The sequence below is a fragment of the Rhizobium sp. RCC_161_2 genome (assembly GCF_041355235.1).
Taxonomy (GTDB): domain Bacteria; phylum Pseudomonadota; class Alphaproteobacteria; order Rhizobiales; family Rhizobiaceae; genus Rhizobium.
Map to the genome: position 1 here is coordinate 327,864 of NZ_JBFUPL010000005.1, position 20,976 is coordinate 348,839.

A 20,976-nucleotide genomic window follows, 5' to 3' on the forward strand; every position below is an offset into this window, starting at 1 on the left:
CCATTGAGGTCTGAGGCACGCCCCATGCCGCGAATTGCCCATCCATGACGCTATTCATATAGACAGGCCAAGGTCGCAAAAACATAGTTGCGCACAACGTCTATACGCCTCCTCTTCAGGCTGGCCGCGCCGATGCAGGAAATCGGCCTCACAGCGCAGGAAATTTATTCAAAAATAAAAGCTTAGGACAGATTAGATGGAGACATGGCTCCTGCTTTCGAATTGCCAGACGTTTGGACTTGCAAGTTCCCTGAATTTGCTCAATCCAAAGTTCCATATCGAAGCGGTTGACGTCTATGCGTTCAAGCATGGTATCGAAAAATACAGGGCAACCTTGCCCGAATATTTCAGGGTGATCATCCATCCGTATTTCCAGACCATGGATTTCGATTTCACGGCCGCGCGCAATCTCGACATCATTCCCTCGATAGAGTTCGACGCTTATCACCCCGATGTCTGTTATGCTTTTTCGGAGCAAGCCGGTCCGCTCGATGGGCCGATGAGTATGTATCACTCAATGATCGTATTGGCCGCTTATGAGGCCGGATTGTCCGCAGAAGCAACCCGCAAACTGTTTCGGCGGGATGTGTTTGAACGATGCGGCTTCCTGACGCGCTGGGAAGAAGAGCGCACGGATCTTATCAACAATTTCGCGCAGCATGGGCTGGATATTTCATCCGCGTTCCGGAACTGGTCTCGCGGCGATTCCTTCATGTATTCGGTGAACCATCCGAAGATTCATTGCGTCTATGATATTGCGCGCGCCTTCATGAAGCGCCTCGGCGTTCAGACGTTCGAAGGCGGCATCGTGCCGATGGACAATCTTCTCAAGGGGCCATGCTATCCGGTCTATCCGGAAATTGCCGAGACATTCGGGGCGCGAGGATCTTATCTGTTCAAGATGCATAACGAATACCGCCTCATCTCACTAGAGACATTCATCGATCTCAGCTTCGCCAGCTATTCGCGCTTTCCCGCCGGCACGCTCCATATCGAGAAATCGGTTCGGGGCCGATATGCGCAGGTGAAGGCCGTAATCGCCGAGGCGGTCGGATAACGACACCCGTCCGCCCGCTTGCCTCCTTGGGAGCGCCTCAACGGCGATCCCAAGGATAAAATCCGATATCAGCCCTTGCGATTATGCCCCTTGCCCGTGGCCGGCGCGCAAAGCTGTACCTTGCAGCTCGGGTCGTCGGAGGTCGGCACGGATGCCTTCGTCGGGATGCCCCGGTTCACGCAAGCCGCCGAGTTCGACACATAGCGATCGTAGACCGTCAGATTGCTGACGGTGCTGGAGGGATGTTGCAACACCACCTCACCCTCTTGGGCGATCTTGTCGTGCACGGCCGCGCAGCTCATGGACGGGGTGTCATAGCGCGATATCGCCATCGCGCTCGAGGCGCACAATCCGAATACCGCAACCAACATAATCTTCTTCATGGGAGCTTCCTCTTTTCAGTCATAGACTTCGCTATTGGAAGCACCCTACTATTACGTATCCAATATCATTTTTGTGACAGTATCGTGCGCTGCCCACAATGTCGCAGGCAGCGCCATGCTTTCGAGAACCGGGCTACAGGCTCGGGCTGAGCGGTACGATGGCCGCGAACCGCTGCCAGTCCTTGCCCGCCCTGGGCGTCCAGGCGGCTTCGGCGATGGCCGGGAGGCGCGGGAAGACCAGGCGGTTGAAATAGGCGCGCGACAGGAAGTTTTCCTGCCAGATGCAGGCCTGCACGCCCTTCAACCGATCCTTCAGCTCATCGGGAAAATCGCCCTCGGCCTCATAGGCATAGGTATGCGCCGGCGGCACGGTGCCAGCCCAGCTCGCGCCCGGCTCCTGCCAAGCTTCCGCCTGCACCATGTCGAGATAATAGGCCTGGCCGGGCGTCATCACCACATCATAACCCTCGCGCGCCAGCTCGATGCCAACCTCCGGCTTCTCCCAGGCCATCAGCAACGTGCCTTCCGTGCCGACGCCGCCGCCATGGGCGACTTCGTTCCAGCCGGAGAGCTTGCGGCCGCGCTCGGTCAGCATCGTCTTCACCCGCTTCAGGAAATAGGATTGCAGCGCGAAGGTGCCCGAGATGCCTTCCTGCTCCATCAGCTTGCGCGCCATCGGCGAAGCGAGCCAGGAACCGTTGGCCACCTCGTCGCCGCCGATATGGAGATATTCGGAGGGGAACAGCTCGACCATCTCGTCGAACACCTTGCCGAGGAATTCATAGGTCAGCTCGATGGCCGGGTTGAGGGCATTGTTGGGGTAGCCCTGGACGGAATGATAGCTTTCCGGCGCCTCCTGTCCGTCGGTTAGATCCGGCAGAGCGGCAAGGGCGGCGGTGCTATGGCCGGGAATGTCGATTTCCGGCACGACCTCGACGCCGAGCGCCAGCGCGTGCGCGACGATTTCCCTGACATCATCCTGCGTATAGAAGCCGCCGACCGGTTCGGCGCCATTGCCGAGCTGCGGCAACAGGGGTTCGTCCGGGCCGCGCAGTACGCCGATTGATGTCAGCCCCGGATAGGCCTTGATCTCCAGCCGCCAGGCTTCGTCGTCGGTCAAATGCCAATGGAAGATGTTGAGCTTCAGCCAGGCGAGGATATCGATCAGCCGCTTCACATCATCCTTGGGCGTGAATTGCCTGGAGACGTCGAGATGGCAGCCGCGCCAGCCATAGCGGGGCTGGTCGGAGATCGTGCCGGCGACCGGAAAGCGGAATTTGCCCGGCTCGCGCCGTGCACCATCCAGAAGCTGCGCTAGCGTCGTCAGGCCATAGAGGCGGCCGGCATCGGCGGAATAGGCAAGGACGATCTCGCTGGACGAGAAAGAGAGCTCGTAGGCTTCCTTGGCAAGGGCCGGCCGTTCGACGAAGCGCAGAGGCCTTCCCTGTGGCACGGCGATGAGGCTGAACGGGGTGTGATTGACGGGAAACAGGCGCTGGAAGAGCGCCTGCGCCGCCGCGACGGCCTTCAGGCTGGCGCCGTCCGTTCCCTTGGCGGGGTAAAGCGCGACCGGAAAGTCTTCGCCCGGCTTGACGTCGATCGAGGCCGGCCAGGGCTGGATGGCGAAGGGCAGGTCGAGCTTGCCCTCCGGCAGCAGCACCGGCGGCGGCTCGCTGACACGGCCTTCGAGCAGGAGATCGGTGATGGAGACGTCGACATGGCTGCCATCGGCAAGCGTCAGATAGGCGGACTTGGCGCCATCAGTGCAATGCTTCGCGACGCGGTGCAAACCGCTGACGCTGAAGGTCCAGCTGTCGCCGGGCGCAACGGACAGGCCAGCGGGCGGCGCGAATTCGTGGAAATTGGCGTTGCGGCGCAGGAAAACGGCATTGTCGCACGCCTTGGTATCGATGACGCGCGTCAGCGACGTATAGACGATGCTAAACCCCGTAAGCGGCGCATCCGACAGATTGATCAGCGTGAAGGTCAGGCGGCCGTTCGGACCGCCTTCGGGAGACCAGGTGTGTTCGAGATGATAGGAAGCCGGCTGCATGTCTGTTCCCTTTATAATAACGAGCGTTCAATAGTGGTCGGACTGTGAGAATGTGTGGGCAAGCTCCGCCTGCCCCGCCGTCAGGCCGCAATCGACCGGCAGGCAGACGCCGGTGATGGACGCAGCGAGCGGACTTGCCAGGAAACCCACGGCATTGGCGACATCGGCGGGATCGACGACGCGCTGCAGCGGATACCAGCGGCGCGCCTCCTCGAAGACATTCGGATTGGCACTGGCACGCGCCTCCCAGGCCTGCGTTCGTACCGTGCCTGGGGCTACGGCGTTGGCGCGAATGCCGAACTTGCCGTATTCGACCGCGACGAGCCGGGTGAAATGCAGAAGCCCGGCCTTGGCCGCGCTATAGGCGGGGTGGCCGAAGACAGCCATGCCGTTGACCGAGGCGATGTTGATCAGCGACCCCTTCGATGCCTTCAGCATGTCCTCGACGGCGCGGAAGCAGAGGAAGGCCGCCTCCAGATTAAGCGCATTATCAGCACGCCAAATCTCCGGCGTCGTATCGTGCAGGCTGACCGCGCGTGCCGCTCCCGCGTTGTTGACCAGCGTCCTGACCACGCCCAGCCCGGCCGCAACCTTCGCCATACCGGCGGTATCGGCCTCACTGGTGACGTCGACCTTCACGGCAACGAAGCGTTCCACCGGCCCAAGCTCGCGCGCGGCCGCTTCAGCGGCGGCGGGGTCTATATCGGCAAGCAGGACGATATCGTGGTCATCCGCCAGGCGCCTCGCGATAGCGCGGCCGATATCGCCGGCGGCTCCGGTGACGATGGCGACGGATCTGCTCATGTGGCTCTTCCTCTTTAATAGGGTTTAGTCGCCGAGGAGCTGGCGGTCGTCGCCGTCCCGATGGGCAACGAGCTGCTGCTTGATGCGGCGTAAGGTCACTGTCGCCTGCGGCTGGATGCGGTAGGCGACCAGGCTTGCGAGAATGTCGACGACCGCGAGATAGGCAATGCGCGTCGATGTCGGCCGATAGATATTGTCGCCTTCCGGCAGATCGACGGGCACGGTGATGTCGGCTGCAAGCGCCACCGGGCTCTGGCTCTGCGTCAGCGCGATCGTCGGCACCTTCGCCTCGCGCGCCAGCGTGAAGGCGCGCACCAGTTCGGCATTGCGGCCCGAGAAGGACGAGCCGATCAGCACGTCCGCCGGCTTGGCGGCGGCGGCCATCATCAGTTGCATGCTGTGATCGGAGCTGGCGGTGACGCGAAGGCCGAGGCGGAAAAGCCGGTTCTGCAATTCGCTGGCGATCATCGAGGAATTGCCGCCGGAGCCGAAGGCATAGATCATCTCGGCGCCGGCCAGCCGGTTCGCCGCCTGCTCGATGGCCGGAATATCCAGTCCACGATGCAGCAGGAAGAGAGCATTCTGCGCCTTGGTAATGATGTCCTGGGCGACATCAGCCGGTGCTATGCTCTTCGGCTCGGGCCGGATATAGCGCATGCCGACATAGGCGGTGCGGGCGAGCTGGACCTTGAAATCGGAAAAGCTGTCACAGCCGAGCCGACGGCAGAAGCGGGTGACGGTCGGCGGCGAGACATCCGCCTTGCCGGCGAGCTCGATGATGGAGGCGTTGACCGCGAATTCGAAGTCGTTGAGGACGATATCGGCGATGCGGTTTTCCGATTGCGAAAGCCGCGCCCTCTCCTCCTGCATGGTCGTGAAAATATCCATCGGCCCCTCCCCTGTCGTGGTGTGTCCTAAGCGTCCGGTGTCTTATAGGCGACGCAATCGATCTCCACCTTGCAATCCACCATCATCGACGCCTGCACACAGGCGCGCGCCGGCGGATGAGCGCCGAAATAATCCTGATAGATCTTGTTGAAGCTCCAGAAATCGCGCGGATCGTCCAGCCAGACGCCGACGCGGACGACATGCTCCAGGCCGTAGCCGGCCTCCTGGAGAATGGCGATGACATTGCCGATCGTCTTGTGGGTCTGGGCGACGATGCCGCCATCGATGATCTCGCCATTTTCCATGGCGACCTGGCCGGAGACATGCAACCAGCCATTGGCCTCGACAGCACGCGCGAAGGGCAACGGCTTACCACCGGCACCCGTCTGGCCGGAGCCATAACGCTTGATGGACATTTTCCATTCCTGCAAATTATTTTCTTGATACGTTGACAAGTGACCATAGAAAGCGGAATTTGGCCAGTGAAAATCGTAATTTATGAAAAGAATTTAAATACGGCTGGCCCAATGCGCGATCCTTTCCAAAATCCCTTCCCTACCGACGATACCGCTCGCCATGCAATCTGGGAGATGCTTGTGCCGCGCGACATCGACGCTTTTCTCGCCGCCGACTGGTCGCTGGTGGCGCATGATTTCGTCGAGGAGGGCTTTATCGGCATCGACGGCCGCCGCGAGATCAGCCCGCACAAATGGCGCCTCGCCTTTCCGACGTTATCAGCCTATCGCGACGAATGGCTGCGCCAGGCGCAGGACTTCGCGAGCCAGTCCTTCGCCGAGGACCCCCGCACCGCCATTTTCACCACCACGACGCTCGAAGATATCGAGATCGAAGGCGAGACGGCGCTGGTGCGCAAGAAATTCGACGGCAGCCTGAAGAAGGCCGATGGCGGCGTCGACGTGCTGAAATGGCAGACACTCTATTACTGCCGCCTGCATGAGGGCCGCTGGAAGATCTCGGGCTTCACCGGTTACCTGCCGAATCCGATGGAATAGAGGCGACAGCGTTGCGCATTTTCACTGCGGTGCTCGCGACCGAAACGAACACATTTTCTCCGATCTGTGTCGACCGGCGCGCCTTCGAGGCCTCCCTCTATGCGCCGCCGGGCACGCATCCGGAAACGCCGACGCTCTGCTCCGCTCCGATCACGGTCGGTCGCAGGGCTGCCGCCGAAAAGGGCTGGGAGCTGATCGAGGGCACTGCCGCCTGGGCCGATCCGGCCGGCCTGGTAAACCGCCGGACCTACGAGGATCTGCGCGACGAAATCCTCGACCAGCTTCGCGCCGCCCTGCCGGTCGACGGTGTCGTGCTCGGCCTGCACGGCGCCATGGTCGCCGATGGCTATGAGGACACCGAGGGTGATTTCCTCACGCGCGTCCGTGAGATCGTCGGGCCGGATATTCTTGTCTGCGCCGAACTCGACCCGCATAGTCATCTGACGAAGAAGCGCCTCGCGGCGGTGGATTTCCTCGTCTATTTCAAGGAATTCCCCCATACGGACTTCGTCGATCGCGCCGAGGATCTCTGGCGCATCGCCGTCGATACGCTGGAGGGCCGCGTGAAGCCGGTCATGTCCGTCTTCGATTGCCGAATGATCGATGTCTTCCCGACCTCGCGCGAGCCGATGCGCTCCTTCGTCGACAAGATCATCGCCATGGAAGAGGCCGACAAGGATATCCTGTCGATCTCCGTCATTCACGGCTTCATGGCCGGCGATGTCCCGGAAATGGGTACGAAGCTGCTGGTCGTCACCGATAATAAGCCGGATAAGGGCTCTGCTCTCGCCCGCGATCTCGGCCTCGAACTCTTTTCGAAACGCGGCACCTTCATTATGCCGCAGATCGACGAGAAGCAGGCGGTGGCAGAGGCTATGGCCGCGACTTCGTGGCCGGTCGTCATCGCCGATCTCTGGGACAATCCCGGTGGCGGCACGGCGGGCGACGCCACCGTTATCCTTCAGGAACTGCTCGACCGGGGTGCCCGTGACACGGCGATCGGCACGATCTGGGATCCGATGGCGGTGCAGATCTGCATGGCCGCCGGCGAAGGCGCTGAGATACCATTGCGCTTCGGCGCGAAATCGGCGCCGGGCACCGGCCATCCGATCGACGGCATCGTCAAGATCGTACGCCTTGTCGCCAATGCCGAAATGCGCTTCGGCGAAAGCTTCGCGCCCTTCGGCGACGCGGCCCATATCGAACTCGACGGCATCGACATCATCCTCAATTCGACGCGGGCGCAGAGCTTCGATCCCACGCTTTTCTCGGTGATGGGCATCGACCCCACGCAGAAGAAGATCCTGGTGATCAAGTCGACCAACCATTTCTACGCCTCCTTTTCGAAGATCGCTTCGGAAATCCTTTACTGCTCGGCCGGAACGCCCTATCCGAACAATCCGGCGCGCACGCCCTATCGTCGCGCGCCAAAGGATATCTGGCCGATGATTGCCGATCCGCACGCGGCAAAAGAGGGAGTTGCCTGACATGGCACATGACATCGTCTCGGAAATCAGCCCCAAGCCGGGCGATCGTATCGAGGACATTTCGACGCCGCGCCCGATCATCGACGAGGACCGCATGGCGGGCAATATCGCTCGTGTACAGTCCTACATGGACGCGCATGGGCTGAACTTCCGGCCGCATATCAAGACCCACAAGATCCCGGCGCTGGCGAACGCCCAGGTGGCGGCGGGCGCCAAGGGGATCAACTGCCAGAAGATCACCGAGGCCGAAGTCTTCGCCGATGCCGGCTTCGAGGATATCCTCATCACCTACAATATCATCGGGCCTGAAAAGCTTGCCCGCCTATCGGCGCTCAACGATCGCATCGCCGAGCTGAAAGTGGTGGCCGACAGCCAATACACCGTCGACGGACTTTCGGCATGGTTCGCGACGCGCAAGCCGCTGAGCGTGCTGGTGGAATGCGATACGGGCGGAGGGCGCTGCGGCGTGCAGTCGCCGGAGGCAGCCGCAACTCTCGCCAGACATATTGCCGGCAAGCCCGGCCTCGTCTTCGGCGGGCTGATGAACTATCCGAAGCCGAACAGCGCGGCTGACACCCAGGCCTTTCTGGCCGAGACCATCTCGCTGCTGAAGCGCGACGGCATCGAATGCGCCATCGTCAGCAATGGCGGCTCGCCGAGCCTTTTCGACGCGCATCTGGTGCCTGCTGCCACCGAGCACCGCGCCGGCACCTATATCTACAACGACCGCTCCATGGTGCGCGCCGGCCATTGCCGCGAGGAGGATTGCGCCATGCATATCCTCGCGACCGTCGTCTCGCGCCCGACGCCGGACCGCGCCGTCATCGATGCCGGCTCGAAGGCACTGACCTCCGATCTCCTCGGTTTTTCAGACCACGGCGTCGTCGTCGGCTATCCCGAGGCTGTCATCACCGGCCTGTCGGAAGAGCATGGCGTGATCGACCTTTCGAAATGCACCGGCCCGCGCCCCGAGATCGGCGACAAGGTCCGCATCATTCCCAACCACACCTGCGTGGTGTCCAACCTGTTCGACAGCATGGTCTTCCACCGCGACGGCATCGTCACCCGCGTCGAGGACGTCGCGGCGCGTGGGCTGGTCTGGTAAGGTTTTCCGGGCGCGTCTCACCCGCCCTCGCCCTTCGAGGGTCGCTTGCGCTCCCGCCCTCAGGGTGAGGGCTGATCTTTTGCGCCGAACAGGACAGCCGGCTCCATCCTCATGGTGAGGTGCCCGGTCGCCAGAGCGTTGGCGATGGCGGCGGGGCCTCGAACCACGAGGATGGCCCCTGACTTACCGCTCTCTCGTCAAGAGGCGACCGGACTCAACAGCCCCATATCGATATCGGTCAATTCGACGCGACGTTCGAAAGCCACGCCGTCCTCATCGAAAAGATGGCAATCGACGGCGCGGATGCCGGTCTTGAGCGGCACCTCCGGGCGGATGGCGATGCTGCCGGACAGCGTGGCGCAGAAATTCTCGCCGCTATCCGCTTCCAGCGCCGCATAGGCGACCGTCTGCGCGCCGAGACGTTCGATCACAGACGGCATGATCGTCAGGGATATATCGCCGTCGCCAAGCTGTATGTGCTCCGGCCGGATGCCGAGCGTCAGCTCCTTGCCGATCACGCCGTCGCGCGGCGCAACCGGCAGCAGCGCCGTCTGACCCTTGTAATCGACCTCGACGCCCGCTTCGCTGACACCTTTGCAGATGACGGGCAGGAAGTTCATCTTGGGATTGCCGATGAAGCCGGCGACGAATTTGTTTGCCGGCTTATGATATAGCTCCAGCGGCTCGCCGGTCTGGGCGATTTCGCCGGCATTGAGGACGACGATGCGGTCGGCCATGGTCATCGCCTCGACCTGATCGTGGGTCACGTAGATCATCGTCGCCTGCAATTGACGGTGCAGCTTGGCAAGTTCGATACGCATGTCGGCGCGCAGCGCCGCATCGAGGTTCGACAAAGGCTCGTCGAACAGGAAAATCTTCGGCTCGCGGACGATCGCCCGGCCGATGGCAACGCGCTGGCGCTGGCCGCCCGACAGCATGCCGGGCTTCTGCTGCAGGCGCTGGTCGAGATGCAGGATGCGGGCGGCGTGCTCGACGCGGGCCTTCAGCTTGTCTTCCGGCATCTTTTCGACGCGCAGCGGAAAGGCGATGTTCTCGAACACCGTCATATGCGGATAAAGCGCATAGGACTGAAACACCATGGCAATGCCGCGCTTGACCGGCGGCAGGTCGTTGACGCGCTGGCCGTTGATCATGATGTCGCCGCTGGTGACGTCGTCGAGGCCGGCGATCATGCGCAGCAGGGTCGACTTGCCGCAGCCGGACGGGCCAACAAAGACAATGAACTCGCCATCGGTCACATCGAGCTCGACGCCCTTGATGACTTCGAAATGGCCGTAAAATTTCTTGACCTGATTAAGGTGAAGCTGTCCCAAACTCTGTCTCCGCACGGCGCCGCCATAGGGCGGGCAGGGCTCGAAAGGCCGCGCGCGATGCGCGCGGCCCGACGATCTGCAAGGTTTACTTATACTGCTCGAGATCAGCCGCCGCCTTCTTCAAGGCGGCCGCCGGCTCGGCCTTACCGGTGACAACCGACTGGACCATCTCGATCATCACGTTCTGGAAGCCCTTATAGTCCTTGAACAAGGGCTCTGGACCGCCATAGCTGATGCCGTCGATGAACGGCTTCCAGAAGGGGTCCTTCTTCTCGAACTCGTCGACCTGCGGAGATGGACGTAGCGGCGTGAGGCCGGCGCCACCCTGTAGCTCATACTCGCCCTGCGGACCGGGAGAGGTGATGAACTTGGCGAATTCGATCGCCTTGTCCTCGACGCCCGAGCCCTTGAAGACGGCAAGGCTGTCGGTGATGAGCAACGTCCCATGGCCCTTGGCCGCTGGGCCAAGCGGCAAGGGTGCTACGCCCCAGTTGATCTTCGTTTCCTTCAGGCGATAGGCAGCGCCCGAGCCCGCCTGGAGCATGCCCACCTTACCGTCCAGGAAGATGGCGCGCATTTCGTTCTGCTCGTAAGCAGTCGCCCCCTCGACGGAGTAAGGCGTGATGTCCTTATAGGCCTGCAGGGCGGCCAGCACTTCCGGGCTGTCGAGCACGATCTTGTCGCCGTCGATCACCTTGCCGTTGTTGCTGTAAACCCAGTGAAGGAACTGGTGCATGGTGTTGTCGAAGGTCTTGGCCGACAGGCCGTAGCCGGGGATACCGGTCTTCTCCTTGATCACCTTGGCGTCGGCGATTTCCTCGGCCCAGGTGGTCGGCGGCTTTTCCGGGTCAAGACCTGCCTGTTTGAAGATGTCCTTGTTCCAGTAGAGCGCCTTGGTGGAAAAGGCGATCGGCACGCCCCACTGTTGTCCATCGAAGGTCACGGTGCCGACAATACCCGGATAGTAGGTCTTCTGCTCCGCATCCGTCATCGGGACCGGGACGATAAGATCGTTCTCCGCAAACTGCTTGAGCGTGCGCGAACCGACATAGGCCATGGCGACAGGCGTGCCGGCTGCGGCCAGCGTCGTCGCCTTGTCCTGGCACTGCTCCCAGCCGACGACTTCCGGCTTGACCGCCCAGCCCGGATTCTTGTCTTCCCACTGCTTGATATATTTCACATGGATCGGATCGATGCTGTCGCCGCAATAGATCCAGCTGATCTCCTTGTCGGCGGCCTGAACTGTCACAGCGCCAAGCGCAGTGGAGCCGAGCAAAGCAAGGGCGAACAGCCCTGTTTTGATATGGATTGTCACGTTTAAGCTCCCCTTTTTCTAGTGGTTGTTGTCTAGCTTATTGCTTTACCGCGCCGGCGGTCAGCCCGCTGACGAGATAGCGTTGCAGGAAGAAGATCACGACCAGCGCCGGCGCGATGCCGACAAAGCTTGCAGCCATGAGTTCGTTCCAGACGACCTCCTGCCGGCCGAAATAGGCGAACAACCCAACCGGCAGCGGCATGTATTCGGTCTTCGAATTGAAGGTTAGCGCATAGATGAATTGCTGCGCATAGGCCTCGATGAAGGAGGAAATCGCCACCACGACGATGCCCGGCATGGCGATCGGCAGGATGACGCGGCGTAGCGTATAAAGCTGGCTCGCACCGTCGACATAGGCGGCCTCGTCGAGCTCCCGGGGAATGCGCCGCATATAGGTGTGCAGCAGCCAGATTCCGGTCGGGATGATGAAGGCCACGCCCGGTACGATCATGGCGAAATAGGTGTTGAGCACACCGAAGGAACGCATGAGCCGGAACAGCGGGATCAGAAGGACGGCGCCCGAGAACATCTTGACGGCAAGAAAAGCACCAAGCAGCAGGCCGGCCCCCCTGAACTCGAAGCGGGCGAAGGCATAGGCCGCCGGCACCGCAAGTACCAGCACGATAATGGTGATCGTGCCCGATATCAGGAAGGAATTGAAAATATACCAGCCGAAGCCCGGCACGCTGGTCCACATCGTCCGATAGGCCTCGAACGACCCGTTTTCAGGAATGAAGCGGTAAGGTGACGAAAAAAGCTGGCTGAGCGGCTTCAGCGACACCAGAAAGCCCTCGACGAAGGGGGCGAGAACGAAGGTCAGGAACAGCAGGATGCCGGCATAGATGCCGACAAGCTCATACCATCTGTAGCGATTGATCATCATCCGCTGGCTCATCGCTTGGCTCCTGCTGAAAAGCGGCTGGTCAGGCGGAAATAGGCAAGGCAGAAGAGCGACAGGAAGATGCAGATCAGCACCGCGCGGGCCGAGCCTTCGCCATATTTGTACGACCCGATCGCCGTGCGATAGGTGTCGATGATCATCGTCGTCGTCTCGCCATTCGGGCCGCCGCGCGTCAAGATCCAGATGATGTCGAAGGAATTGAAGGTCGATATCAGCGACAGCATCGACATGGTGACCATCGAGGGCACCATCAGCGGCAGTGTGATGCGGCGGAGGCGATAGAAACGGCCGGCACCATCCGTCCAGGCGGCTTCATGGAGATCTTGCGGGATCGCCTGCATGGCCGCCAGCATATACAGCGTCACCATCGGCACGCCGATCCAGACGTCCGTGATGATCGTTGCCCAAAACGCCGTGCTGCCGTAGGCAAGAAAGGCTACCGGGCTGTCGACGAGGCCAAAGCGCTGCAACAGGCCGGAAATCATCCCGAACTGGCCGTTGTACATCCAACCCCACATGAAGATGCCGATCGCCATCGGCACGACCCAGGGCGGCATGGTCAATACCCGGAACAGCGCCCGGCCGGGGACCGCCGCGTTCAAAAGCATTGCGCCACAAGTGCCGATGATCATCTTGATCGACACGGAGAAGAAGGTCCAGATGAAGGTCCGGACGATGACCGAGGCGAAGGTGTCGTTGAAAATCTTCGCATAATTTTCAAAGCCGACCCAGTTCGTCACCTTCTTAAGCGAAGCATCGGTGAAGGACAGGATGACGGTGTCGACCAGCGGATAGGCGACGATGACGAGGACGTAGAGGACAGCCGGAAGGAGCAGAAGCCAGGCGAAGATGACCGTGCTGCGTTGAACACCCATCTTGCGCCCCTCTCTATGCAGCTCGAGAATGCAGCGCTTCGTCGAACCTGTCCCAGATCGGACGCAGGTCCACGACCGTCTTTTTCATGCGCGCCTCGTCCATGGACAGCGCCAGAATTCCAGCTTCCAGCGCGTTCAGGGTCGAAACCGGCAGGTGCAGACCGGATCTCACATGCGCCATGATGTCGGCGGCCATCTGTTCGTCGGCGCCGTAATGCTGGGAAAGCGTCGTCCGTGTCGCGTATGTCTTCTCGATCACCTTGTTGCCGGTGAGCATTTCATGGACGTTGAAATAGCCACGAATGAAATCGCCCTCGGCCATGCCGCGCGAGCCCATGATGGCAAAGCGGCGGAATTGGTCGGGCACGTTGATATTGGTATGGAAATTCATGCCGACACCATTGGCATATTCGACGATCGCCACCTGGTAATCGATGATGTCGCCGTCGCTGTCGAAGACCTTGTCCGACCCCATCCAGCCACTCGGCTTGCGATGGAACATCTCCAGGTCATTGATCCCCTCCTTGGCGGGATCGTTTTCCGGGATGAAGCTCTTTCGTCCGCCGAAACTAGCGACACGCTCCGGCCGCGCTCCGATCACACCATTATAGAGATCGAGGTCGTGGCAGCACTTCTCCAGCATGAAACTGCCGGAATAATGCTCGTAACGGCGCCAGTCGCGCATGAAGAAGGCGCCATGATAGGGCTCGATATGCTCGGACGCCTCGATCGACACGATATTGCCGAGCTTTCCTTCGGCCTGCGCGGCCAGCAGGTCACGATACATCGGCGCATAACGCAGCACGAGACCGACGGTGAGCTGCTCATGACCGAATTTCGCCATCAGCCGGGCGAGCTCGATGCTGTGTTCGATGGTGGTGACCACAGGCTTCTCGGAAAAAATTTTCAAACCGGCTTCAAGGCCGATGCGAATGTGATCGAGATGCATATGGTTCGGCGAGCCGATCATCAGCAAATCGAGCTTTTCGTTGGCGATCAGCTCCTGGGGAGTGGCATAGGCCTTGCCGGCCGAAATGCCCTGTTCGATCAAGCCGGGCAGGCCCGCCGGCTCCGGATCAACATAACCCGCGATTTCGAAATTCTCGTCGATCGCTTTGAAAACATAGCCCAGATATCCCAGACGGAATCCGAGCCCGATAATTCCCACTCGCATACTCGTATCGTTCCCACGACGTAATTTATTTTCGTCAGCTTGAGACAAATTTTCGCATTCGTCAACGAGCTTCGGTAAAATAGTCAAAAAGATGAAATTTATTTTCAGAGTCACGCAAAAAGCTGCGCAGGCGATAGGCGACCGCTTGCGTCAGATTTGATGCTTCTGCCGATTATTTCGGCACGATGACGGATCATCTGTCCGGGCCATTGTACTGCCAGTATTGATAGTTAGGCTTGCTGGTGCTCTCGGATATGACACCATTCTGCTCGCAGACGTAACCGAGACGCGGCAGGCCCCGCCAGAAAATGCCATCGTGGAAATCGCGAACGTGCACGGTGGTCGTGCGGCATTGGAATTTTTCGTCCTCGGCCATTTTCGGCGCGGTCACCCCGGGCAGATTCCTGTAGGGATAGACGGGGCGGACGTAGGGCTTGGGAAGCAGCGGATTGTCAGCGAAACTCATAGCCGGCATGGCGCTTGCAAGGAGCAAGGCAGCAATGACGATTTTCGATATGGTCCACATGACGTCCTACAATCCTTCCGCATGCGCAAACGCGACGACGGCCGCGTAGGTCGCTTGAATATAATGTCGCGCGCGCAACACGCCAACGGGCGGGTCGGGAAAATCGGCCTCGGGAACATATACGTGAACAACGGGTTATTCACGATACGTTACGGCGATGAGAATGCTTTTACCTCAGCATGTGAAATTGCCGTACAATCCGAGTTTGAGAAAGGTGAGAACCTTGTTATATAATATCAGCACTGTCGCTATAGTTTATTATCGCCGGGATTTCTATTTGTGGGAGTAAAGATGATTCTCGATCAGGCCAATCGGATCATCGAACATGCGCAAGCGCTCGGCGCAGACAGTTTGGCTCAGCAGGTCCGCATTTATGTCATCAATCTCGATCGCTCGCATGAGCGTTGGGAGAGATTACGCGGGCAGGCAGCTCGATATGACCTGAATGTCGTGCGGGTTGCCGCGATAGACGGAGCCAAGATTCTGGAAGGCGACCGCCTCGATTTCCAGCCGCAGCAATTCGTCTATCACAACGGTCGCAAGCCGTTGGCCGGTGAATATGGTTGCTACCGCAGTCATCTGCTTGCCCTTCAGCAGTTCATCGACAGCGGTGACAAGAGGGCCATCATCATGGAAGATGATGTCGAGCTCAATGAAAGGCTGGTCCCACGCGCGCTGTCGGCCATGGACAGCGTTTGCGGCGCACGGCTGGTGAAGCTCGTCAACCATCGGCTGGTCGGTTTCAAGCCGCTATCGGAAACCACGGAAAATGACACAGTCGGCCGCTGCATGCATGGGCCGCAAGGGTCGGCTGCTTGTTACATCGTCAACCGCGCCGCGGCGAAAAAGCTGCTGGTCACGCTGAAACCGATGCTTCTGCCCTATGACGTCGCCCTTGAGCGCGGCTGGTCAACCGGGGTCGAAACCTTCTCCACTCTCGAAAACGTCGCGGATTTCAGCCCGCATCGCTCTGATACGACGATCGGCAAGCGCGTGCATTACCGCGCCGTGAAGCGGCATTTCCTGCTACGGGCAACAGCCTACTGGTTCCGCGCCTGCGATCAGCTTCATCGTTGGCACTATGCGATCAAGGCCAAGCCCCAAGCGGCTCCGGGGGAATAACGAGACCTAGCGCATTCGAGGAAAAGTGTCCGGCGGTTTTCCGTGCGGAATTGCGTCAACACAACAGGATGGAGCGTTTGAAAACGGGGCCGGTTTGAGGCGATCCATGATTCAGGCTTCTGATGTGGACAGCAGCGAATCGGGCCTCGATGGCCGCCGGTGTCGGGGACACCTCAAGCGTCCGTTGTTGGACCAGGCGACACCTTGGAGATTGGAAGCATGGCGCTCAAGCGGATGGACAACATAGGTATCGTCGTCGAAGACCTCGGAGGGGCGATTGAGTTCTTTCGCGAACTCGGCCTCGAGCTCGAAGGGCGGGCCACGGTCGAAGGAGAATGGGCCGGACGTGTCACTGGACTGGGCGATCAGCGTGTCGAGATTGCCATGATGCGCACACCGGACGGCCACAGTCGGCTCGAGCTCTCCCGCTTCCTCTCACCGCCCGTCGTCGCAGATCACCGGAACGCCCCGGTCAATGCCCTGGGCTACCTCCGCGTGATGTTCGCCGTTGATGACATCGACGAGACGCTTGAAAGGCTCCGTACGCGCGGCGCGCAGCTCGTCGGCGAAGTCGTCCAATATAAAGACGCGTATCGGCTCTGTTACATCCGTGGGCCTGAAGGGCTGCTCATCGGACTCGCGCAAGAACTCAGCTGAGGCGCATCAAAGGCCAGCCTGGGGTCAATGTTCTGCCGGGACGCTGGGTCGTCGAGCGGACCTTTTGGCTGGATGACACGATGGCGGCGCCTTGTCCGCGACTATGAGACCCGCATCGACGTCTCGGAAGCCATCTCCATGTCGCCATAGGCAGTCTTCTGCTCCGAGGTATCAGCCACTGACGTTCTCAAACGGGCCCTAAGGCGACAATCGCGCAATGTGGTCGAAATTCGGCTCGTCGAGGGGCAGATCCATCTCCCGCTCGCGGAAGACGAGGTCGACCACTTCGCCGCTCGGGGCGTAGCCGGACACGAGTTTCTGCAACAGGCCCCTCGCCATCGGCACGTCGTTTTCGTCAAGCGCCGCCTGAAGAGCAGCCAGCTTCTTCGACAGTTCCGGCCAGGGCAGGAAATCCTCCTTGGCCCGCATGATGCGCGGATGGCTCGTCGCCTGCGGATTGTCGCCGATCAGCAACTCTTCGTAGAGCTTTTCGCCCGGCCTCAGGCCGGTGATCTCCAGTTCGATATCGCCGTCCGGCTCGTCCTCGTCCCTGACCGTCAGGCCGGACAATTCCACCATGCGACGCGCGAGGTCGGCGATGCGCACCGGCTCGCCCATGTCGAGCAGGAAGACGTCGCCGCCGCCGGACATGGCGCCGGCCTGGATGACAAGCTGCGATGCCTCGGGGATGGTCATGAAATAGCGGGTGATATCGGGATGCGTCAGCGTAATCGGGCCACCGTCGCGGATCTGCTGGCGGAAGAGCGGCACGACGGAGCCGGACGAACCGAGCACGTTGCCGAAACGGACCATGGCGAAATTGGTGCCGGCGGCGCCGGGCTTGCGATCCGCATCCATCGCCTGCAGCACCATCTCGGCCAGCCGCTTGCTGGCGCCCATGACATTGGTCGGGCGCACGGCCTTGTCGGTGCTGATCAGCACGAAGTCCTCAACGCCGCAGTCGCGCGCCACCTCGGCGGTGGTCAGCGTTCCCAGCACATTGTTGCGAATGCCCTCGACGGGATTGTATTCAACAAGCGGCACATGCTTGTAGGCGGCGGCATGATAGACGGTCTTCGGCCGCCAGGCCTCCATGATCTGCCTCAGCCGCCGGTCATCGCGAATGGACGCCAGGAAAGGAATGATGCGAATATCGCCATTTCCAAGCGTGGCCGCCGCCTTTTCCAGCTCACCATGAATGGCATAGAGCCCGAATTCGTTCTGGTCCACGAGCAGCAGGCAGGAGGGGCCATTCTTCAGGATCTGACGACAAAGTTCGCTGCCGATCGAGCCGCCCGCGCCGGTCACCATGACGACCTTGCCGTGGATGTTCTTGTCGATGAGAGCACGATCGGGCGCGATCACGTTGCGGCCAAGCAAGTCTTCGATGTCGAGTTCACGAAGATCGGAGACGGCGACGCGCCCCTGGGCGAGCGCCGTCAGATCTGGCATGGTGCGCACGGTGACACGCGCTTTGCGCATGCTTTCCAGAATTTCATTGCGGCGCTGCCGCGACGCGTTCGGCAGCGCAAGCAGCACGCCCTTGATATCACCGGAGACCACCAGCGCCGGCAGATCGGTCGGATCGTAGATCGGCAGGCCGCCCATGATGCTGCCATGCAGATTCCGGTCGTCATCGAGATAGCCGACGACATTCAGTTCGGCGCTGTTGGCAAGGGCGCCGGAAAGCTGGCGGCCGGAGGCGCCGGCGCCGTAGATCAGCACCTTGCCGAGCTGGTTGCGGTTCAGGAGCCGCTGATAGGCATTGCCGAGCCAGTAGCGCGTCCACATGCGCGACAGGCCGATGGCAATCAGCAGCAGGAGCGGCTGTAGAATGCCGACGGTACGCGGCACGCCGGGCACGCTGATCGCCGTGAAAATGGTCATGAAGGCGAGCGCATAGATCGCCACCGCCTTAACCACGGTCATGAACGCCGACATGCCGGCGTAACGGAAAATAGCGCGATAGAGGCCAAGGACGATGAAGATCGGGATGGCGACGAGCAGCGAAACGATGGCGGGCAGCCATTCGACGCCCTCGAGAATCACCCAGTCGTCCAGGCGAAGACAATAGGCAAACCAGACGGTCAGCACACAGAGGCTGGCGTCAACAAGCAGCGCCAGCGCACGCTTCGTCGAACGCGGCAGCGCCAGGAACGGCAGGACAAGCTTATCCGCGGGCACCATCGGTCAATTTCCCCTGGCGCCGGTCGACGGACCAGCATACCGCTTCTCTCGCATAAATTGCACCATCACGCATTGCACGACACAGTATGATTGTCTTTATGCTTCCATTAGAAAAATGCAATCATTCTCTGCGTCCATTCACTTTTAGAACAGCCGGCGCGCAATTGCATCTCTGATCTTGAAACAGGCACTTGTCGCAAAAAGATGGCAACGAACGTTACTTCCCGAGATATCCGCGAATGACCGGATGCCGGAACAGGCCGGCGAGGATAGCAAAGGCCATGCCGAGCCCCATGCCGAACAAGGCACCGGCGATCAACCCCGCCACCATCATGACCTTCCGGCTCGGCCCGTCCGCCGTCAGCGGCGGCTCGGCTTCGGAAATAACCCGGATATTGCTCTGTGACAGATCCCGGGCGTCGCTGGTCTGACCGGATCGCTTCAACAGCGCCTGGTACGCATCGCGAGCGGCTGCGGCCTTGCGTTCGAGTTCGTTGAGACCGACCAGCTTGCCTGAGGTATTTACCTGCGATGCCTTTTGCACCGCCAGCTCCTTGGCGATATCCTGCTCGGCCTTCTGCGCCTGATCGTAATCGGCTCGTGCCGAGGTCGTCTGCCGCTGCAATTCGCTGCGGATCTCTGTCGCGAGACTATCGAGCGAGGATTTGGCGGCAAGCAGGCGTGGGTGACGGGCGCCGAGCTGGCTTTGCAGGCTGCCGACATTGGCGGCAAGCACCGCATATTGCTGGCGCAGGCTGCTGAGCGGCGTGGAGGCGGCCGTCGCCGTGGCGGAAGGGCCGTTGGACACGACGTCCGTAAAGCTCAGCCTGTCAGCGGCATCGGCGCGCGCCTTCGCCTCGATCGTTTTTTGTTGCGCCACCACCAGCATGTCGTTGAGCGCGGTCAGGCGCTTGTCGGACATCAGGTTGCCTGCAACGGCGACCATATCATTGTCGGCACGATAGGCCTCGGCCGCCTTTTCGGCAGCGCGCACCTGCTCGCGCAGATCCTCGAGCCTGCCATCCAGCGCGGTATTGCTGGTTTGATAGCTGCTCGCCGCCGCCTTGCCTTCCTCCTCGATGAAGGATGTAACAAGCTGGTTGGCGATCCCGGCCGACTTTTGCGGATCGCGCGTCGTCACCTTCAGCGACACGACGTAGGTGCTGGCCTCGCGGGCAATCTGCACGGCCTTCGCCAAGACGGTTACCGCCATGTATTTCGCCGCGTCGCCGCTCGCCCCGCCATTGAATTGCGGATCCTGATCGAGCTTCAGCGCGTCGACGACCCGGCCCAACACCTTACCGGAGGACAGGATCTGCGTCTGGCTGTCGATCATCGTCAGGATCAGTTCCGGCGCTATCGGCGGAGACTGGGACGAATCACCGCCGCCGGTTTGACGCGGGTCGAAATAGAGGCTGGTTTCAGCCGTGAATTTCTGCGGCAACATCGGAATGGCGGCCGCCCCTAGCACGGCTCCGGCCACGGCGAGCGCCAGGACGAGACGCTTTTTCGCCCAGATCGAACGGACGGCGGAGCGCAGGTCGAGAAGCGGTGTGTCGGCAACGGGCGCTGATGGAGCCGCCTGCGGCGCAACGACAATCGGCTCGGCAGCCGGGATCGCGGCAGCCACGAGCGGCTGAGATTCCGGCGGCAAAGCGGCTTCCGGCCTGGGCTCGATCGCATGCGGCGGTTCCGGATGCGCCGGGATTGCCGGCTTTACGGCATCGGCCGGCGGCTCAGCGGCAACGGGCTGGACCTCATGGACGAAATCCCGCGGCCGCAGCACCGGGCCGCGCAAGCGCAAGCCTTCGCCCTGCCCTTCGGACGGCTCGTTGCTGCGCCAACTCGGAAAGTGGCTCGATCGCTTGTTTCGTTCCAATGAGCTCATACCAAACTTCCAGGGACCCGCTTGTACGGATCCCGCGCAGCAGATGCCGGGAGTTTAGAAATGTTTGGCTAACGGACCATTAAGGACACCACCAGGAAGTCCCCCGGCAAATGTCGGCAAGGTCCGGAAAAGTGCCCCTCTTCATCAATATTCAACCGGACAGGCCTATGAAGCAGGCCTCCAGGCGACGAGAAGAACGGGAGCTTG

19 protein-coding genes and 1 pseudogene are annotated in these 20,976 nt (G+C 60.8%); 7 read left to right on the plus strand and 13 right to left on the minus strand.

Annotation, left to right across the window (positions count from 1 at the left end):
• Positions 1 to 196: 196 nt before the first annotated feature.
• Positions 197 to 1,057, plus strand: coding sequence for a WcbI family polysaccharide biosynthesis putative acetyltransferase (locus AB6803_RS16090; protein WP_371109812.1), 861 nt, complete (start codon positions 197 to 199; stop codon positions 1,055 to 1,057).
• A 68-nt stretch (positions 1,058 to 1,125) separates the two neighbouring features.
• Here the strand turns inward: AB6803_RS16090 and AB6803_RS16095 are convergent, their stop codons facing one another.
• From AB6803_RS16095 to AB6803_RS16115, 5 genes are all read right to left on the minus strand, one after another.
• Positions 1,126 to 1,440, minus strand: coding sequence for a hypothetical protein (locus AB6803_RS16095; RefSeq protein WP_371109813.1), 315 nt, complete (start codon positions 1,438 to 1,440; stop codon positions 1,126 to 1,128).
• Positions 1,441 to 1,573: 133 nt separating this feature from the next.
• On the minus strand, positions 1,574 to 3,493 hold the full coding sequence (locus AB6803_RS16100) for a beta-N-acetylhexosaminidase (RefSeq protein ID WP_371109814.1): 1,920 nt from the start codon (positions 3,491 to 3,493) through the stop codon (positions 1,574 to 1,576).
• Positions 3,494 to 3,520: 27 nt separating this feature from the next.
• Complete coding sequence (locus AB6803_RS16105) at positions 3,521 to 4,297, minus strand: SDR family oxidoreductase (RefSeq protein WP_371109815.1); 777 nt, start codon at positions 4,295 to 4,297, stop codon at positions 3,521 to 3,523.
• Positions 4,298 to 4,321: 24 nt separating this feature from the next.
• Positions 4,322 to 5,185 (minus strand): MurR/RpiR family transcriptional regulator, encoded by an 864-nt coding sequence (locus AB6803_RS16110; protein WP_007692643.1) that lies wholly within the window; start codon positions 5,183 to 5,185, stop codon positions 4,322 to 4,324.
• Positions 5,186 to 5,211: 26 nt separating this feature from the next.
• A complete protein-coding gene (locus AB6803_RS16115; protein ID WP_371109816.1) occupies positions 5,212 to 5,601 on the minus strand; it encodes a RidA family protein in 390 nt (129 codons plus the stop codon).
• Positions 5,602 to 5,712: 111 nt separating this feature from the next.
• On the opposite strand from AB6803_RS16115, the gene AB6803_RS16120 reads away from it, so the two are divergent.
• The 3 genes from AB6803_RS16120 to AB6803_RS16130 are packed head-to-tail and all read left to right on the plus strand — an operon-like array spanning position 5,713 to position 8,790.
• Positions 5,713 to 6,198, plus strand: coding sequence for a hypothetical protein (locus tag AB6803_RS16120; RefSeq protein WP_371109817.1), 486 nt, complete (start codon positions 5,713 to 5,715; stop codon positions 6,196 to 6,198).
• Positions 6,199 to 6,209: 11 nt separating this feature from the next.
• Complete coding sequence (locus AB6803_RS16125; RefSeq protein WP_371109818.1) at positions 6,210 to 7,685, plus strand: M81 family metallopeptidase; 1,476 nt, start codon at positions 6,210 to 6,212, stop codon at positions 7,683 to 7,685.
• A 1-nt stretch (position 7,686) separates the two neighbouring features.
• Entirely contained in the window at positions 7,687 to 8,790 is a 1,104-nt protein-coding gene (locus tag AB6803_RS16130; RefSeq protein ID WP_371109819.1) for a D-TA family PLP-dependent enzyme, read from the plus strand.
• A 197-nt stretch (positions 8,791 to 8,987) separates the two neighbouring features.
• Here the strand turns inward: AB6803_RS16130 and AB6803_RS16135 are convergent, their stop codons facing one another.
• The 6 genes from AB6803_RS16135 to AB6803_RS16160 all read right to left on the minus strand — a co-directional run bounded on the left by AB6803_RS16135 (position 8,988) and on the right by AB6803_RS16160 (position 14,915).
• Complete coding sequence (locus tag AB6803_RS16135) at positions 8,988 to 10,124, minus strand: ABC transporter ATP-binding protein (RefSeq protein WP_371109820.1); 1,137 nt, start codon at positions 10,122 to 10,124, stop codon at positions 8,988 to 8,990.
• Between the two features lie 85 nt (positions 10,125 to 10,209).
• Positions 10,210 to 11,439: an ABC transporter substrate-binding protein gene (locus AB6803_RS16140; protein ID WP_012650801.1), complete on the minus strand. Its 1,230-nt coding sequence runs from the start codon at positions 11,437 to 11,439 to the stop codon at positions 10,210 to 10,212.
• Positions 11,440 to 11,476: 37 nt separating this feature from the next.
• Positions 11,477 to 12,334, minus strand: coding sequence for a carbohydrate ABC transporter permease (locus tag AB6803_RS16145; RefSeq protein ID WP_371109821.1), 858 nt, complete (start codon positions 12,332 to 12,334; stop codon positions 11,477 to 11,479).
• Complete coding sequence (locus AB6803_RS16150; protein WP_371109822.1) at positions 12,331 to 13,215, minus strand: carbohydrate ABC transporter permease; 885 nt, start codon at positions 13,213 to 13,215, stop codon at positions 12,331 to 12,333. Before AB6803_RS16150 ends, AB6803_RS16145 begins: the two co-directional genes overlap by 4 nt.
• Before the next feature lie 13 nt (positions 13,216 to 13,228).
• Positions 13,229 to 14,389 (minus strand): Gfo/Idh/MocA family protein, encoded by a 1,161-nt coding sequence (locus tag AB6803_RS16155; protein ID WP_371109823.1) that lies wholly within the window; start codon positions 14,387 to 14,389, stop codon positions 13,229 to 13,231.
• Positions 14,390 to 14,582: 193 nt separating this feature from the next.
• Complete coding sequence (locus AB6803_RS16160) at positions 14,583 to 14,915, minus strand: hypothetical protein (protein WP_371109824.1); 333 nt, start codon at positions 14,913 to 14,915, stop codon at positions 14,583 to 14,585.
• A 291-nt stretch (positions 14,916 to 15,206) separates the two neighbouring features.
• Here AB6803_RS16160 and AB6803_RS16165 point away from each other — a divergent pair, with 291 nt between their 5' ends.
• The 3 genes and pseudogenes from AB6803_RS16165 to AB6803_RS16175 form a co-directional block, all read left to right on the plus strand.
• Positions 15,207 to 16,037: a glycosyltransferase family 25 protein gene (locus tag AB6803_RS16165; RefSeq protein WP_371109825.1), complete on the plus strand. Its 831-nt coding sequence runs from the start codon at positions 15,207 to 15,209 to the stop codon at positions 16,035 to 16,037.
• 219 nt (positions 16,038 to 16,256) lie between these two features.
• On the plus strand, positions 16,257 to 16,694 hold the full coding sequence (locus AB6803_RS16170; RefSeq protein WP_371109826.1) for a VOC family protein: 438 nt from the start codon (positions 16,257 to 16,259) through the stop codon (positions 16,692 to 16,694).
• A pseudogene (locus AB6803_RS16175) lies at positions 16,691 to 16,876 on the plus strand (transposase); the annotation flags it as partial. The gene AB6803_RS16170 and the pseudogene AB6803_RS16175, both read left to right, overlap by 4 nt.
• 16 nt (positions 16,877 to 16,892) lie before the next feature.
• On the opposite strand, the gene AB6803_RS16180 reads toward AB6803_RS16175, so the two are convergent.
• On the minus strand, positions 16,893 to 18,881 hold the full coding sequence (locus AB6803_RS16180) for a polysaccharide biosynthesis protein (RefSeq protein WP_371109827.1): 1,989 nt from the start codon (positions 18,879 to 18,881) through the stop codon (positions 16,893 to 16,895).
• Between the two features lie 217 nt (positions 18,882 to 19,098).
• Positions 19,099 to 20,769, minus strand: coding sequence for a GNVR domain-containing protein (locus AB6803_RS16185; RefSeq protein WP_371109828.1), 1,671 nt, complete (start codon positions 20,767 to 20,769; stop codon positions 19,099 to 19,101).
• Positions 20,770 to 20,976: the final 207 nt, after the last annotated feature.